General features: G+C 60.7%; 13 protein-coding genes. All 13 read right to left on the bottom strand.

Annotated features, from left to right (window positions below; genetic code table 11):
* Positions 1 to 14: 14 nt before the first annotated feature.
* The gene (gene ribF / locus F8C90_RS00435) at positions 15 to 938 is read right to left on the bottom strand and encodes a riboflavin biosynthesis protein RibF (RefSeq protein ID WP_158048473.1); all 924 of its coding nucleotides are present in this window, start codon (positions 936 to 938) and stop codon (positions 15 to 17) included.
* A complete protein-coding gene (gene truB / locus F8C90_RS00430) occupies positions 922 to 1,941 on the bottom strand; it encodes a tRNA pseudouridine(55) synthase TruB (protein ID WP_246155715.1) in 1,020 nt (339 codons plus the stop codon). The genes ribF and truB overlap by 17 nt, the downstream gene beginning before the upstream one ends.
* Before the next feature lie 127 nt (positions 1,942 to 2,068).
* Complete coding sequence (coaD, locus tag F8C90_RS00425) at positions 2,069 to 2,548, bottom strand: pantetheine-phosphate adenylyltransferase (RefSeq protein ID WP_158048612.1); 480 nt, start codon at positions 2,546 to 2,548, stop codon at positions 2,069 to 2,071.
* Between the two features lie 31 nt (positions 2,549 to 2,579).
* Positions 2,580 to 3,566: a DHH family phosphoesterase gene (locus tag F8C90_RS00420; protein WP_158048472.1), complete on the bottom strand. Its 987-nt coding sequence runs from the start codon at positions 3,564 to 3,566 to the stop codon at positions 2,580 to 2,582.
* A gap of 1 nt (position 3,567) precedes the next feature.
* On the bottom strand, positions 3,568 to 3,945 hold the full coding sequence (gene rbfA, locus F8C90_RS00415) for a 30S ribosome-binding factor RbfA (RefSeq protein ID WP_158048471.1): 378 nt from the start codon (positions 3,943 to 3,945) through the stop codon (positions 3,568 to 3,570).
* Positions 3,946 to 3,954: 9 nt separating this feature from the next.
* Positions 3,955 to 6,711 (bottom strand): translation initiation factor IF-2, encoded by a 2,757-nt coding sequence (gene infB / locus F8C90_RS00410; protein ID WP_158048470.1) that lies wholly within the window; start codon positions 6,709 to 6,711, stop codon positions 3,955 to 3,957.
* Positions 6,712 to 6,723: 12 nt separating this feature from the next.
* The gene (gene rnpM, locus F8C90_RS00405; RefSeq protein WP_158048469.1) at positions 6,724 to 7,020 is read right to left on the bottom strand and encodes an RNase P modulator RnpM; all 297 of its coding nucleotides are present in this window, start codon (positions 7,018 to 7,020) and stop codon (positions 6,724 to 6,726) included.
* 26 nt (positions 7,021 to 7,046) lie between these two features.
* The gene (gene nusA / locus F8C90_RS00400) at positions 7,047 to 8,264 is read right to left on the bottom strand and encodes a transcription termination factor NusA (RefSeq protein ID WP_158048468.1); all 1,218 of its coding nucleotides are present in this window, start codon (positions 8,262 to 8,264) and stop codon (positions 7,047 to 7,049) included.
* 18 nt (positions 8,265 to 8,282) lie between these two features.
* Positions 8,283 to 8,750 (bottom strand): ribosome maturation factor RimP, encoded by a 468-nt coding sequence (locus F8C90_RS00395; protein ID WP_158048467.1) that lies wholly within the window; start codon positions 8,748 to 8,750, stop codon positions 8,283 to 8,285.
* Positions 8,751 to 8,981: 231 nt separating this feature from the next.
* Positions 8,982 to 9,896 carry a UDP-N-acetylmuramate dehydrogenase gene (murB, locus tag F8C90_RS00390; RefSeq protein ID WP_158048466.1) on the bottom strand — a complete coding sequence of 305 codons (915 nt, stop codon included), beginning with the start codon at positions 9,894 to 9,896 and terminating at the stop codon, positions 8,982 to 8,984.
* Positions 9,897 to 10,006: 110 nt separating this feature from the next.
* Positions 10,007 to 11,542 (bottom strand): 2-isopropylmalate synthase, encoded by a 1,536-nt coding sequence (locus F8C90_RS00385; protein WP_158048465.1) that lies wholly within the window; start codon positions 11,540 to 11,542, stop codon positions 10,007 to 10,009.
* Between the two features lie 160 nt (positions 11,543 to 11,702).
* Complete coding sequence (locus F8C90_RS00380) at positions 11,703 to 13,943, bottom strand: DNA gyrase subunit A (RefSeq protein WP_158048464.1); 2,241 nt, start codon at positions 13,941 to 13,943, stop codon at positions 11,703 to 11,705.
* Between the two features lie 72 nt (positions 13,944 to 14,015).
* Complete coding sequence (locus F8C90_RS00375; RefSeq protein WP_158048463.1) at positions 14,016 to 16,010, bottom strand: DNA gyrase/topoisomerase IV subunit B; 1,995 nt, start codon at positions 16,008 to 16,010, stop codon at positions 14,016 to 14,018.
* Positions 16,011 to 16,025 lie beyond the last annotated feature (15 nt).

Below are 16,025 nucleotides of genomic sequence, written 5' to 3'. Positions count from 1 at the left end.
ATTCGAAAACCAGATCAAAGATGCTCGCGAACCCATTCAATATTCGACATGATAGCGGCGATCAATTCATCGACATCGTCGAAGGCGCGCATCGGGCGCAGCCACGCGATGAACTCGAGCTCAATCTCATGACCGTAGATATCTCCATCGAAGTCAAGAAGATGAGCCTCGCAATTCGAAGTCGTGCGATCGGCAAACGTCGCCGCAACGCCCATGTTGACCGCAGCCTTGTAGCGCTTTCCGTCAACGATGACGTAAGCTGCATAGACGCCGTCACCGATGGAGCGAAGGTTATCGGGAATGCGGAGGTTGGCGGTGCGAATGCCCATCTGAGCACCCTCGCCGCGACCCGACACGACCGTGCCGCGCACCTTCCAAGGCTTACCGAGAAGCCTTGCAGCTTCTTCGACGGCGCCCTCGGAAAGAAGTCCCCTAATGCGCGTCGCGCTTACCGGAGCCCCCTCGAGGCAGAGAAGCTCATGTGCGGTGACATCGCACATATTGCGAGAACCCCACGCAGCAAGCGTCTCATCGGTGCCCTTCGCACGAGCCCCGAAGCGGAATCCGCAACCGACATGAATGCTCGCAGGCGCATGTTCCCCAAAAGTCCACGCAAGGAACTGCTCGGGAGGCAAGGACGCGAACTCGCGTGTGAAAGGCAAAACCGCGACGAAATCGACCCCCGACGCGGCAAGCGCTTGAATGCGATCCCCATTGGTCATAAGCTTTTTCAACTCGTTCGGGCGAAACATCTCGTCGGGATCGGTGTCGAAGGTAAGCACGAACGAGGCGCTTCCCCGCTTCGCAGCATCCTCTATCGCGCACGAGAGAAGCGCTTGGTGTCCCTTATGGACACCGTCGAACACACCGAATGCACAGCACGCGCCGTCGAACCGATTTCGGTCGAACGACTCGTCAACGTTAAATATCTCCGCCACGTCTCACTCCTGTCTGGAAGATGCAACATGCATTGTAGCGCTGCCGTTGCTCCTCGTAAGCATATATGCCCACAAGCTTGTTGCCGACGATTACCGCGATCCGCTCGCCGTCTTCGGGTGCAGAGCAACTCTGGCGCACACCGGCCGTGCAGGCGCACAACTCGCTCGCGGCACTTGCATGGCGGCGCTCGCAAAGCTCAACCGTCGATGCGGGCAGCTGATTACCGTTCGCCACCAAACGTGCACCCGCCTCATCGAGAAAGGCGAAGCGGAAGCCGAGCAGTTTCACTGGGTCGAGCGAAGCATCGACGCCCATGCGCTCAAGCACGTCGAGGCTCACGCAGTCATCGAGCGTCAGAAGGCCCGCACTCGTCCGTCGGAGCGCGGCCACATGGGCGGGGCAACCTATCGAGACGCCAATATCGCGAGCGAGCGCGCGGATATAGGTACCCTTCGAGACATGGAAATCGACATCCCAAAATACGGAGACGTCCCCGTCACCAGGGACGATCGCAGCAAGCTTCGCCGAGTACACTTCGATATCGCGAGGCATCAACTCGATTATTCTGCCCTTTCGCGCGGCATCGCAGGCCTTTACGCCGCCAACCTTGACAGCGGAGTACGCCGGGGGAAGCTGTTTTTGGGGTCCGATGAAGCGCGCAAGCGTCTCTAGCGCGAACGGCTCCTCGAAAGCACCGCTCGGCACCGAGCTAAACTTAACGGGCTCGCCGTCGACATCGTCGGTGTCGGCACCGACCCCGAAGGCGATTCGAACACGATAGTGCTTGTCATGCCCGACCATGTAATTGTCAAGCCTCGTCGCCGGCCCCACGCAAACGCAGAGCACCCCCGACGCCAAAGGATCGAGCGTCCCTGTATGACCGACACGACGCTCCCCGAAAATACGGCGAACCCGATTGACCACGTCGTGCGAGCTCATACCCGAGGGTTTGTCCACCCCAACGATGAGCGAAAGGCCCGATTGTCCCCTCTTAGCTGCCACGAATATCCCTTCAATACAACAAGAAAGCGGGTGATCCCGCTTTCCCGATTTTCATTTCATACCCTGAAATCCCCTGGTCGAAAGCACCCCGCAAAAAGATACGAGCCAGAACAGGGACTCAACTCGATTAGTTCCCGAACTTCTCTCGAAGCGCCCGCTCGACACAGGGCGGCACGAACTCCTTGATGTCGCCGCCCATAGATGCGATTTCCCGCACCACCGAAGAAGAGAGGTACATATGCTGCGGGGTCGACATGATGAAGAGCGTTTCCAGGTTGCGGTCGAGCTGATAATTGATCGCCGTCATTTGGAACTCGTACTCGAAGTCCGTGATTGCTCGCAAACCCTTGACGACCGCCGTCGCACCAACCTCATGGGCAAAATCGACGAGCAAACCGTCGAAAGGCACGACGCGAACGTTGTCGAGGTCCCGGGTCGCCTCTTCCGCAAGCGCCACGCGCTCCTCAAGGGTGAACAGCGGTTTTTTCTTCACCGACTCAGCAACGGCAACGATGACTTCATCGACAAGCTGCGACGCACGGGTGATGACATCGAGATGTCCCACCGTAATCGGGTCGAACGTGCCCGGTGTCAATGCGCATTTCACCATAAAGCCTCATCCTCACTGTATATCGAGTTTACTTGAGAGCCTGCTCGATAGCCTTCTCGACTCTGGCAAGGGCACCTTCGATAGGACCCTCGATGGAAAAACCTGCGGCAGCCTTGTGCCCGCCGCCGCCGAAGCTGGCAGCGATGGCCGCAACGTCGGTGTCGTCCTTCGCGCGGAAACTCCCGCGGATCGAGTCACCCTGCTCGCGCAGCATGCAGGCAACGCGTACGCCCGCGATGGAGCGAAGCGTGTCGATAAGCGCTTCGGAATCCGCCTTCACCGCATGGCACTTTTCGAAGTCTCGACGCGTGACATAGCTTATCGCCGCCTGCCCGCCGCAGAAGAGCTTCATATGCTTGATGGAGCAGGCCTCAAGAAGCACCGACGCCTCGCTGCGATTCTGATACACCTCGCGCGAAACGAAAGAAGCATCAACGCCGGCGGTAATCATCTCGGAAGCCGATGCGAATGCGCGCGAGTCGGCGTTTTGGTACTGGAAGCGCCCAGTATCGGTAACGAGGCCGGTGTAGGCACACAGCGCAATGTCGCCCGAGTTGTCGACGCGCAGGCACTTCGAGAGTTCCCAAATCAGCATCGATGTTGCCGCCATCGATGGATTGCAATACGTAAGGGTGCTCATTGTCTCGGGATACGCATGATGATCAATGGTGATCGAATATTCCGCCTCGTCGAGCAGGCGCGATGCATCACCGATCCGCTCACGGTTCGGGACATCGACGGCCACGAACGTCCCGACCTCCCCCATGAAGTCGCGTGCGTAGACCATATCGGCAAGCCCCGGAAGGAAGGAGAGACGAACATCGGGCTTCTCGGGTTTCGCCAAAACGCACGTCACCCGCTTTCCCAGGCGTCGCAAGATTCCCGCCAAGGCGAGCTGTGAGCCCAAACAATCGCCGTCGGGGCTCACATGTCCGCAGATCACATAGTCATCGCGCGATTTCAAAACCGCGGAAATCTCCGTAAGCGAAACATTCGTTTGCGGGGTGACCGGCATGCTACTCGCCCTCTTCTTCCTCTTTCACGATGACCGGCGGACGCTGCGACTCGCGCGCCAAGGCACCGGCGATGCGCTCCGCCGTGTCGACGCTTCGATCGAGCATGAAGCGCAGCTCAGGGGCAACGCGCCAGGAGAGACGGCGCGCCATGAGCGAGCGGATGCGCCCGCTCGCGCGCGTGAACGCCTCGCCCACCTTGTCGTAGCGCTGCCTGTCCGTCGAGTAGTACACGTTGCACACGCTGCGGTCGAAGGACACCTCGCAGCCGGTGATCGTGACCATCGACAACTCGGGATCGGATATATCGAACAGGAGGATGCTCGCGATGACCTCGCGCGCCTGCTCGTTAACTTTGCGGCTGGAAGATCCCTGCTTCATGCCGACCTCCTATTCCGTGCGCTCGACCTCTTTGACGATGTAGCCCTCGATGGTGTCGCCCACCTTGAGGTCCTGGTAGCCGCTGATGCCGATGCCGCACTCGTAGCCCTGCTTGACCGACTTGACGTCGTCCTTGAAGCGACGCAAGCTGGCGATCTCGCCCTCGAAGATGACGGTGCCGTCGCGAACGATGCGAACCTTGTCGTCGCGATGGAGCTCGCCGTCGGTGATGTAGCAGCCCGCAATCGTGCCAACCTTGGGCACCTTGAAGGTCTCGCGAATCTCGGCGATGCCGGTGTCCTCCTCGACGATGTCGGGCGAGAGCAGGCCGACGCGCGCGGCGTTGATGTCCTCGATCGCCTGGTAGATGACGCGATACAGGCGGATGTCGACCTTTTCCTTCTCGGCCTGCTGCTTCGACTTGCCAGTCGGGCGAACGTTGAAGCCGATGATGATGGCATCGGAGGCAGCTGCGAGCGTGACGTCGGTCTCGGTGATGCCGCCGACGGCGGAGTGCACAATGTTGATGCGCACTTCGGACTGGTCCATCTTCTCGAAGGCATCGCGCAAAGCCTCGATCGAACCCTGGACGTCGGCCTTCACGATGAGGTTCAGGTCGGTCTGCTTGCCCTCTTCGATGCGGCTGAACAGGTCGTCGAGGCTCATGTGGGACTTCGTCTCCTGCTCGGCGAGGCGTGCACGCAGCGCACGCTCCTCGGCAAGCTTGCGGGCATCGCGCTCGTCTTCGAACACGCGGAACTCGTCGCCTGCGGTGGGAACGCTGTTCAGGCCGAGGATCTCAACAGGATCGGCCGGACCTGCGGAATCAACATGATTGCCGCGCGGGTCGATGAGCGCACGGACGCGGCCGTAGGACGTGCCCGCGACGACGGTGTCGCCGGTGTGCAGCGTACCGCGGTGGATGAGCACCGTCGCAACCGGGCCACGGCCCTTGTCGAGGTTCGCCTCGATGACGTAGCCGGATGCCTCGGCATCGGGGTTCGCCTTGAGCTCGAGCACGTCGGCCTGCAGAAGGATGGTCTCGAGCAGGTCGTCGATGTGGAGCTTCTTCTTCGCGGAAACCTCGACGAACATGTTCTTGCCGCCCCACTCTTCGGGGATGACGCCATGTTCGACGAGCTCCTGGCGGACGCGGTCGGGATTCGCGCCGGGCTTGTCGATCTTGTTCACCGCGACGACGATGGGCACATCGGCAGCCTTGGCATGGTTGATTGCCTCGATGGTCTGCGGCATGACGCCATCATCAGCGGCGACGACGAGCACGATGACGTCGGTAACCTGAGCACCGCGAGCACGCATGGCGGTAAAAGCCTCGTGGCCGGGCGTGTCGATGAAGGTGATCTGGCGACCGTCGATGTTCACGATGGATGCACCGATGTGCTGGGTGATGCCGCCCGCTTCACCTGCGGCAACGCCAGTATGGCGAATCGCGTCGAGCAGCGAGGTCTTGCCGTGGTCGACGTGACCCATGACGGTAACGACAGGCGGACGCGGCTTCAGGTCTTCCTCGGAGTCATGGTAGACGACAGCGTACTCCTCCTCGGGGGAGACCACGCGGACCTTGCGGCCCATGTCGTCGGCGATGAGCTCGATGAGGTCATCGGACATGGATTGGGTGAGCGTCAGCACCTGGCCGAGCATGAACAGGCGCTTAATGACGTCGTTGGGCTGCACGCCGAGCAGCTCGGCGAACTTGGCGACGTTGGCACCCTGGGGAATCTCCACGACGGAGTCGTCGAGCACGAGCGTGGGATCGAGACCCTTCTGGATGGCCTCCATCTCCATGCGCTCGCGAGCCTCTGCCTGGCGCTTCTCCTTGCGCTTCTTGCGGCGGCCCTCACCCTCATGCGAGTTCGCGGCGGCTACAGCGGCGCGCGCCTCGGCAAGCACCTTGTCGCGCTGGAGCTTCTCCGCCTGTACGGCCATCTGGGCATAGCGGTCCTCGCCCTGGGTCTGGTTCTCGAGCTCGGGAACGACCTGCACGACGTTGCCGCGCTTGCCCTTCTTGCCGCCACGCTCGCCCTTCTTGCCGCCGCGCTCGGAGCGCTCGGGCTTGGGCTTGTTGGCATGCTCGGCCTTCTGCGCCTCGATGCGCTGCTTCTCAGACTCGATCTGGGAAAGCAGCGAGCTGAAGTTGGAAGATTTCTTGGGCGTGAGCACGGGGGCCGGACCCTTGTGCTGCGTCGCCGGCTTGGAAGACTTCCTCCCGCGGGAGCGAAGCGCTTCCTCGACCGCCTGCTTTTTGGCGACTTCGGCCGCCATCTTCGCAGCGCGGGCCTTGGCGCGAGCCTCGGCTTTCTCGCGCGCGACGCGCTCCTTCTCAGACTCAATCTGGCTTGCAAGGCCCTCGAAGCCGCTGCTCACAGGCGCCTTCTTAGGCGTATGCTTCGGCTGCTCGGAGCGAGCCTCGCCCTTGGGTGCACCGCCCTCGCGGCGAGCGCGCTCGGCTTCGCGAAGCGCGCGCTCCTTCTCGACAGCAGCGCGGCGGTTGGCCTCTTCCTCGGCCTTCTTGCGCTCTTCTTGCGCCTTCTCCTCGGCAAGCTGCTTTGCTTCCTCCGCATCGATCTTGCCAGCGCGCTGCTTGATTTCAGGAGACAGGTTCTTTCGAATCTTATCGACGTAGGCATCGGCAAGCATGCTCGCATGGCTTTTCGCCGGTATCTTCATCTCGTGCAACCGGTCGAGCAATTCCTTGCTCGTCATATCGAATTCTTTCGCCAATTCATGTACTCGCATGCTGGCCATGTACCACTCCTCTTATTCTCTTCCGACGCAACGGCTCGTGTCGCGAGACATCTCGCCGGCGATGCGCTCTAAATCCTGCTCACCGAGCTTCGTGCGAAGCGCTCGGTCAAGTTTACCCGCCTTGCGTGCAGCGGCAAAGCACTCCGCGGAGCATACGTAGGCACCGCGTCCGGGAGCTCGACCCGAAGGGTCGAAGGACACGACGCCCAAAGGCGAGCGAACGATGCGCAGAAGCGCGCGCTTCGTGTCGGTCGCACCGCAGGCAACGCAGGTACGCTGCTTTTTCTTTGCCGGTGTCGTCTGGTCCATTGTACGCTCCCGCAATCCCCGCGCGCTTAGAGCGCGTCTTCCATTTCGGCGTGGATACCGCAGAAACGGCTGTTGGGTCGTGCATGGTTGCGGCAACGGTTGCCGTCTTCGTCCTCGAAGGCGCACAAGCCCTCTTCATCGTCTTCGATCTCGTCTTCGTCAATAAGAATGTTCTCGTTGCGAAGCGGCGCTCCGGCGAAGCTCGCGCTCTTGATGTCGATGTGCCAGCCAGTCAGACGCGCCGCGAGGCGGGCGTTCTGACCCTCCTTGCCGATGGCGAGGGAAAGCTGATCGTCGGGGACGACGACAGTCGCGTAGTTGTTCTCCTCGTCGATGATGACCTTCGTCACCTTCGCAGGGGAAAGCGCGTTGGCCACATAGACCGCCGGGTCCTCGTTCCACTGGATGACGTCGACGCGCTCGTTGCGCAGCTCCTCGACGACCATGCGCACGCGGCTGCCCTTCGGGCCGACGCAGGCGCCGACCGGATCGAGGTTGCGCTCGCGGGAGGCGACGGCGACCTTGGAGCGGGCACCGGGCTCGCGGGCGATCGACTTGATCTCGACCACGCCGTCATAGATTTCCGGGACCTCGATCTCGAAGAGGCGGCGGATAAGGTCGGGGTGGGTACGGGACACGATGATGGACGGGCGCGCCTGGTCACCGCGCGCCTTGGGAAGGTCGCTCGCGGGGTCGCGCACGTCGATGATCAGCACCTTCAGGCGCTGGTTGTGGCGATAATGCTCGTTGTTCGGACGCTCGTTGCGCTCATTGGGAAAACGCTTCAGGTCGTAGTGCGGAAGCTCAGCCTCGACGCCATCGCGAATCTTGATGATGGTGAAGTCGGGGGTTCCCTGAAGCACGGTGCCCGTCACAAGGTCGCCCACGCGGCGCGAGAACTCCTGGTAGATAGACTGACGACCCGCTTCGCGAACAATCGTGGAGATGACGCTCTTGGCGTTTTGCGCGGCGATACGGCTCACGTCGTCGGGGGTCACGTCACGCTCGGTGAACTCGGCATACTCGCCGGTCTCGGGATCGGGCTCTCCAACGGGAACAAGCTCGTAAACATAGATCTTGCCCGTCTGACGGTCGATCGTGACGCGTGCGTCCCATTCAAGGTCGAGAATATGCTGATAGCTTTTAGCGAGCGATGCCTCCAAGCGCTCGATCAGGTAGAACTCGTCAATCTTGCGTTCATGAGCGAGAGCCTGAAGCGCTTCGATCAGTTCAGAGTTAGCCACGTCCAGTCGCTTCCTTTCTTAGCTGAAGTCAACGGCGCCCACCACGTGAGCGCGCTTGATGAGCGAATAACCAATAGCGATGCGCGAGCCGTCAACCTCGACGATCACGTCATCGCCTTCCATACCTTCAAGCGTGCCTGTAAACGAGCTGCGCCCATCGATAGGAGACGACGTCTTCACCACAACCTGCTCGCCGGCAAAACGGGCGAAGTGCTCCTTCGTGCGAAGGGGCCTGTCGATTCCAGGAGAAGAAACCTCGAGCATGTAGGCTCCCGGGAACGGGTCGATCTCGTCCATGATGCGGTTGATCCACACCTGGGCGCTTGCGAGCTCGTCGAAGCTCACGCCCTCCTCGGTGTCGATGAAGACGCGAATCGTCGGGGCCTTCTTCGACCCCATGATCTCGAGCGTCACGATTTCGACCCCGCTGGCAGCGGCCGTCGGCTCGAGCGCATCGAGCAGTTTCTGTTCTTTGGCGGTGAGCATGTCGCCTCCTTCCTTCAACGCTTTCGCTGCACGCTTCGTTGCCCAGCGGCTTTTTTCGCCCTAACATACAAAGAAAGCGGGCAAGGCCCACTTTCTCAAATAAGCGAAAGTATGATGCGCGCCGCTGCGCACAGTAGTTATTTTATACCACAGAAACGGCGCCTCTGGCTAGCGTCATCCCCCGCACCGCGCAAGTTCGCCACAATCTGGGCGGCAAACGGTGCCGAACGCTTAAGCCTCGCGGCCCCACATGCGCACCTCGGGTTCGAGGGCGACCCCCGACGACTCGAGCACGCGACGCTGCACCTCGGCGATGAGCGCTTGCACGTCGGCCGACGTCGCATCACCCGCGTTCACGACGAAGCCGGTGTGCTTGGTGGAAACCTGGGCGCCTCCGATAGAAAGCCCCTTAAGCCCCGCCTGATCGATGAGCGCTGCAGCAAAATGGCCCTCCGGACGCTTGAAAGTGCTTCCCGCAGAAGGCATGCCAATCGGCTGCTTCGCCTCGCGCTTGGCGGTAAGCTCGTCCATGCGCGCCCTGATGTCAGCGGGATCAGCCGGCGTAAGCTCGAGCGTTGCTGCGACCACGACGTAGCGCGCAGCGTCGAACATGCTGTGGCGGTACGACCACTCGGCCTCCTCGCGGGGCACCTCGACGATGCGCCCCTCGGGAGTCACGCACGTGACGCACGCGCACACCTGCGAGAACTCGCCGTCGTAGGCGCCTGCGTTCATAATGGCCGCGCCCCCGACGGTGCCGGGGATGCCGCAGGCGAACTCGTAGCCCGAAAGCCCTGCGGCGCATGCCGCCTCGGCGACCGCTGCGTTTGTAGCACCCGCGCCCGCAACGATTCGCGTGCCGTCCACACGAATCGCTGAGAGGTTGTCGCGAACCTCGATCACCACGCCCTCGACCCCTCCATCGGAAACGAGCAGGTCGCTTCCACAGCCGATGACGCGCCAGGGCACGCTCGCCTGCTCGCAGGCGCACACGACCTGGGACACCTCTTCAACGCTGCGCGGCGATACGAAAGCGTCGGCGGGTCCGCCGATCTTGAAGGTGGTGTGCGGCGCAAGAGGCTCTAAGGGGCGCACATTCTCCTCGCCGACGATTGTGGCAAGCGAGCCGAGCAGCGATTTGTCCATTTGCGCGTCCTTTCCGTTGTGACCGATGCGGCGCTAGAGCGCCCGCTAAAAGGGCGGCGTCCGACAAGAGCGCCGCCCAAAACTAGAGTAAATGATAAGAAACCGGAAGGCTACTTCTGCTGGTGCTCCCGCTTGTCGTTGAGCAGGCGGTTCAAGGCGTTCACGTACGCGCGGGCGGAGGACACGACGATGTCGTTGTCGGCGCCGCGACCCGTGTACACTTCCCCATCAGGTGCGGTGACGCGGATGGTCACCTCGCCGAGCGCGTCGATACCGCGGGTCACGGACTGCACCGAGAACTCGGTCAGGTCGTTTTCAACCTGGACGATCTTGTTAACGGCCTTGTACATCGCGTCGATCGGGCCGGTACCGAAATCGCATGCAGTGACGACCTGGTCAGCCTGGTTGCGCAGCGTGACGGTCGCCGTCGGAATCATGTCGGTGCCGCAGGAAATCTGCACGCCCTCGAGCTGGAAGATAGCGCTCACCTGACGGTCGCGCTCGTGGATGAGACTCTCAAGGTCCTCGTCATAGACTTCCTTCTTCTTGTCAGCAAGGTTCAAGAAGTCCTCATAGACCTTGTCGAGCGCGTCGCCCTCAAACTCGTAGCCGAGCTCCTCGAGGCGATGCTTCAATGCCGCGTGCCCGCTGCGTGCGGTAAGGACGATCTGGCTCTGGCCTGCTCCGACGTCTGCCGGGTCGATAATCTCGTAGGTGTCGCGCTTCTTAAGTACGCCGTCTTGGTGGATGCCCGAGGAATGCGCGAACGCGTTGGCGCCGACGATTGCCTTGTTCGCCTGCACGCTCATGCCGGTGATGGAGGAGACAAGACGGCTTGCCTTGGCGAACTCCCGCGTGTTGATGTCGGTATGGGCGTTGAGCTCCTCACCATGCATGCGGATGCCCATGACGACTTCCTCGAGCGCCGTGTTGCCCGCACGCTCGCCGAGGCCGTTTATCGTGCACTCAATCTGGGTCGCACCGTTCTTCACGCCCTCGAGCGCAAGCGCGGTCGCCATGCCGAGGTCGTTGTGGCAGTGAACCGACACGGTGACGTTCTCAATACCGCGCACGTTCTCCATAAGGTACGCGATACGGCGACCGAACTCGGCGGGAAGGGAGTAGCCCGTGGTGTCGGGGATGTTGACGACGGTCGCGCCCGCATCGACGACGCGCTGGATGACCTTCACGAGGAAATCGTAGTCGGAGCGACCGGCGTCCTCGGCGTAAAACTGCACGTCGTTCATGTATTTTTTAGCATAGCGCACGCAATGCTCCGCGCGCTCGAGGCACTGGTCCTCGGTGATGCGCAGCTTATCGTGCAAGTGGCTCGGGCTCACGCCGAGACCGGTGTGGATGCGCGGGCGCTTGGCATACTTGAGCGCCTCGGCCGCACGGTCGATGTCCTTCTCGACAGCGCGCGTGAGGCCGACGACCGTCGCGTCATCGCCGGCGAGCTCGGCAATGCGGCGGACGCTTTCGAAGTCACCGGGACTTGAGATGGGGAAACCGGCCTCGATGACGTCGACCTTCATACGTAGTAGCTGACGCGCGACCACCAGTTTTTCTTCCGTGTTCATGGAGGCGCCGGGAGATTGCTCGCCGTCGCGCAATGTGGTGTCAAAGATGTCGATCTTGCGCGTCATTTCGTTGTTCCTTTCTAAAACACTTGCGGCCTTATACCGCGGCGAACATTCTAGCGCAGGCGCTGCACATCGAAGAAAAGAAGGGCCGCTGCCCTCGGGTTTCACCCGAAATCGGCAACGACCCTCCACATTTTCCCCGAAGTTGCGGCGCGCTATTCCCCTAATCGAACAGGCTCCTCATGTCCGTATCCTTCATGGGAGCGCCAGCCGAGGGAAGGCTTTGGGCGCGGAACTTCTCGAGCGACGCTTCCCCGCCCAAGAATTCCTCCGCCTTGCCGACCATGGCCACCGTGCGGCTCCCCTTGACGGTGAGCGCCTGCACACCCTGCGTGCTGTTGGTGGTCTTCGTCCGCAAAAGCGAGGTATTGAAGTTGACGAGGCGATGGTCGCTCGACACGAGCGCAAGGTCGCGATCCTCCTTCAGCACCTGGGCGTAGAGCAGCTTGGCTCCGCCGTAAATCGCGTTCTTCAAGCGCTTGCGGTTCGTCTTGGTGGCGTACCCGGACAGCGCGACGCGCGCGACACGACCGTTCTCGAAGACGAATAGCGCGTCAGCCTTGTAGTCTTCGGGATCGATGACCCAGGTCACAACTTCACCGTCATCCATCTCCAAATCGGTAGGCAAATACGACCCCAGCTGCGCCGACTTGGTGTCCTCGAACGCAGCGACCTTGCACTTGTAGACCTGGCAGTGGTTAGTGAACACGAGCAGGTCGTGAGTGTTGGAGGAGTCGAACTCGATGAAGGGCTCGTCGCCGTCCTTGTACTTCAGCGTCGCGGCCTTGCGCAGCACGCGGTCGGTCATCTTCTTCAGATAGCCGTCGCGCGAGAGCATCATGGTGACGGGGTATTCCTCAACCTCGGGCTCAAGGTTCACCTCGACGATCTCGGAAGGCTCGACGAGACCGGTCTTGCGCGGCATGACGTACTTCTTGTTCACCGCAGCCAGCTCGTCGTGGATGACGTCTTTAATCTTCTCCTCGCTAGCGAGGATATCGTTGAGCTCGGCGATGTCGCCCTCGAGCTTCTCGATGTCCCGCGTGCGGTTCATGATGTATTCCTCGTTGATGTTGCGCAGCTTGATTTCCGCCACAAACTCGGCCTGGACCTGGTCAATCCCAAAGCCTTTCATAAGGTTGGGGACAACGTCGGCTTCAAGCTTCGTGCCGCGGATGATTGCGATGGCCTTGTCGATGTCGAGCAGAATCGCCTCGAGGCCGTGCAGCAGATGCAGACGGTCGGTCTTCTTCGTCAGATCGAAGTTCATGCGGCGACGAGTCGACTCGACGCGCCACGTGACCCACTCGTGCAAGATCTCGCGCACGCCCATGACGCGCGGATAGCCGTCGACAAGCACGTTGAAGTTGCACGCGAAGGAATCCTGCAGCGTGGTAGAGCGGAAGAGCTTCGCCATGAGCTGCTCGGGGTCGACTCCCCTCTTCAGGTCAATCGCGATGCGGAGGCCGGAAAGGTCGGTCTCGTCGCGGATGTCGGCGATCTCGCGCACCTTGCCCTCCTTGGAAAGCTTCACGATGCGCTCGATGATGACGTCGGTCTTGGTCGTGTACGGAATTTCGTACACCTCGATGATGCGCTCGTCGGGCAGGTAGCGCCAGCGCGAGCGAATCTGGAAGCTGCCGGTGCCCGTGTTGACGATGCGCTCAATCTCCTCGCGGCGGTAGATGATCTCGCCGCCGGTGGAGAAGTCGGGCGCGGGCATGTATTCCAGCAGGTCGCAGTCGGGATCGCGAAGGAAGTGCATGGTTGCCGTGCACACTTCGTTCAGGTTGAACCCGCAGATGTCGGACGCCATCGCGACACCGATGCCCTTGTTGGCAGACACAAGGATGTTGGGGAACGTGGTGGGCAGAAGACGCGGCTCCTTCATGGCACCGTCGTAGCTGTCGACGAAGTCCACTGGGTCCTTATCGATGTCCTTGAAGATCTCAGCGCAGATCGGCGAGAGTTTGGCTTCGGTGTAGCGCGAGGCCGCATAGCTCAAGTCGCCGGAATAATACTTGCCGAAGTTGCCCTTGGACTCGACGAACGGAGCGAGAAGCGCTTCATTGCCTGTGGCGAGACGGACCATGGTCTCATAGATGGCGGCGTCGCCATGCGGGTTGAGCTTCATCGTCTGGCCAACGATATTCGCGCTCTTCTGGCGCGCGCCGTTCAAAAGGCCCATCTTGTACATGGTGTAGAGCAGCTTGCGATGCGAGGGCTTGAAGCCGTCGATTTCCGGAAATGCGCGCGACACGTTGGTGCTCATGGCGTAGGGCATGTAGTTCTGCTCGAGCGTCTGCGTGATGGGCTGCTCGGTAACCTCGGAGTGCAGGCCTATCACGTTGGGATTGTCCACATGCTTTTTCTTCGGTGCGGTTTTGGTCTTCTTCTTTGCCACGGTCTCCCCTTGGTGCGTGTATCGGGCTCCTCTATCGAACCGCAGGGCGGTTCAGGTGGTTTTCAAACGGCGTTACTGCAGGTCAAGCTGGTCGAGGTATTCCTTGCCGTGCTCGGCAATGTGCCTTTTTCGGCCTTCGTCATCGTTTCCGAGCAGAAGGTTGAACATGCTCTCCATGATGGTGACGTCCTCAGGCTCCACCTTGATCAAGCGGCGCGTTTCGGGGTTCATGGTGGTGAGCCACATCATGTCGGGGTCGTTCTCGCCAAGACCCTTCGAGCGGTTGATCGAGCACTTCTGGTCGCCGATTTCCTTCAGAATGTTGTTCTTCTCGAGCTCGGTGTAGGCGAAGTAGGTCTTCTCCTTGCAGTTGATCTCGTAGAGCGGCGACTCGGCGATGTAGACGTAGCCCTCATCGATGAGCGTCGGCACGAGCCGGTAGAGCATCGTGAGGATAAGCGTGCGGATGTGGTAGCCGTCGACGTCGGCGTCCGTGCAGATAATGACCTTGCTCCAGTTGAGGTTTTCCAAATCGAAGGTGCCAAGGTTCTTCATGCGCTTGTCTTTAACCTCGACGCCACAGCCCAAGACGCGCAGCAGGTCCATGATGATGTCGGACTTGAAGATGCGCGGGTAGTCTTCCTTGAGGCAGTTCAAGATCTTGCCTCGAACAGGCATGACGCCCTGGAACTCGGCATCACGCGAGGTGCGGATGGCGCCCGCCGCCGAGTCGCCCTCTACGATGTAGATCTCGCGGCGGCCCTTGTCCTTCGAGCGGCAGTCGATGAACTTCTGCACGCGATTGGCCATGTCGGTCTTCTGCTGCAGGTTGGTCTTGATGCTCTGACGGGTTTTCTCCGCGTTCTCGCGCGAGCGCTTGTTGATGAGCACCTGATCGACGATTTTGCCAGCAGCGTCTTTGTTCTCAATGAGATAGGTCGTGAGGCGCTCTTTGAAAAACGCCGTCATGGCCTGCTGGATAAAGCGGTTGTTGATGGCCTTCTTCGTCTGGTTCTCGTAGGAGGTCTGCGTCGAGAAGCAGTTCGTCACGAGCACGAGGCAGTCCTGCACGTCCTGCCATTTGATAGCGGACTCGTTTTTGGTGTACTTGTCCTGCGACTTGATATAGGCATCAAGTGCGCTGGTCAGCGCGCTGCGAGCTGCCTTTTCGGGCGAACCGCCGTTTTCGAGCCACGACGAGTTGTGGTAATACTCCTGCATCTGGAAGGTACGGGAGAAGCACAGGCACGCAGTGATCTTGACGTTGTAGTCGGGCAGGTCCTCGCGATCGCGGCCACGGCGGTCTGCTTGGATGAAGAAGGGCTCGGTCAGATATTCGGAGCCTACCTTTTCGAGAACGTAGTCCTCGATGCCCTTGGGATAGCAGAAGTCTTCTTCCGTGAAACCCTCAGGTCCCTCGAGGCGCAGGCGAAAGGTGACGTTGGCGTTGACGACCGCCTGACGGCGCATGGTCTCGCGATACCACTCGGCAGGGATGTCGATAGAGGTGAAAACCTCGAGGTCGGGACGCCATTTGATGGTGGTACCCGTCCACTTCTCGCTAACAGGCTCAACTTCGAGCGCCTTTTTCTTGGCGCCGACGACCTTGCCCTTCTTGAAATGCAAAGAGTACTTGTTGCCGTCGCGCCATACGGTGACGTCCATGTATTCAGAGGCGTACTGCGTGGCGCACGAGCCCAAGCCGTTGGTGCCGAGCGAGAAGTCATAGTCGCCGCCCTGGTTGTTGTTGTACTTGCCGCCTGCGTACAGCTCGCAAAAGACGAGTTCCCAGTTGAAGCGCTTTTCCGTGGGGTTCCAGTCAAGCGGGCAACCGCGGCCGTGGTCCTCAACCTGGATCGAGCCGTCGGCAAACGCGGTCAGCGTGATGAGGCTTCCATAACCTTGACGGGCCTCGTCGACCGAGTTGGACAGAATCTCGAACGCGGCATGAGCGCAGCCGTCAAGGCCATCGGAGCCGAAAATGACCGCAGGGCGGAGGCGAACGCGCTCCTCGTCTTTCAGCTGGCGAATGCTATCGTTGCCGTAATCGGCAGTGGTGTTTGCCATTCTCGCTCTTTCGAT

Source organism: Ellagibacter isourolithinifaciens (genome assembly GCF_008831035.1).
GTDB classification, from domain to species: Bacteria; Actinomycetota; Coriobacteriia; order Coriobacteriales; family Eggerthellaceae; genus Ellagibacter; species Ellagibacter isourolithinifaciens.
This window is presented reverse-complemented; position numbering and strand designations above follow the sequence as displayed.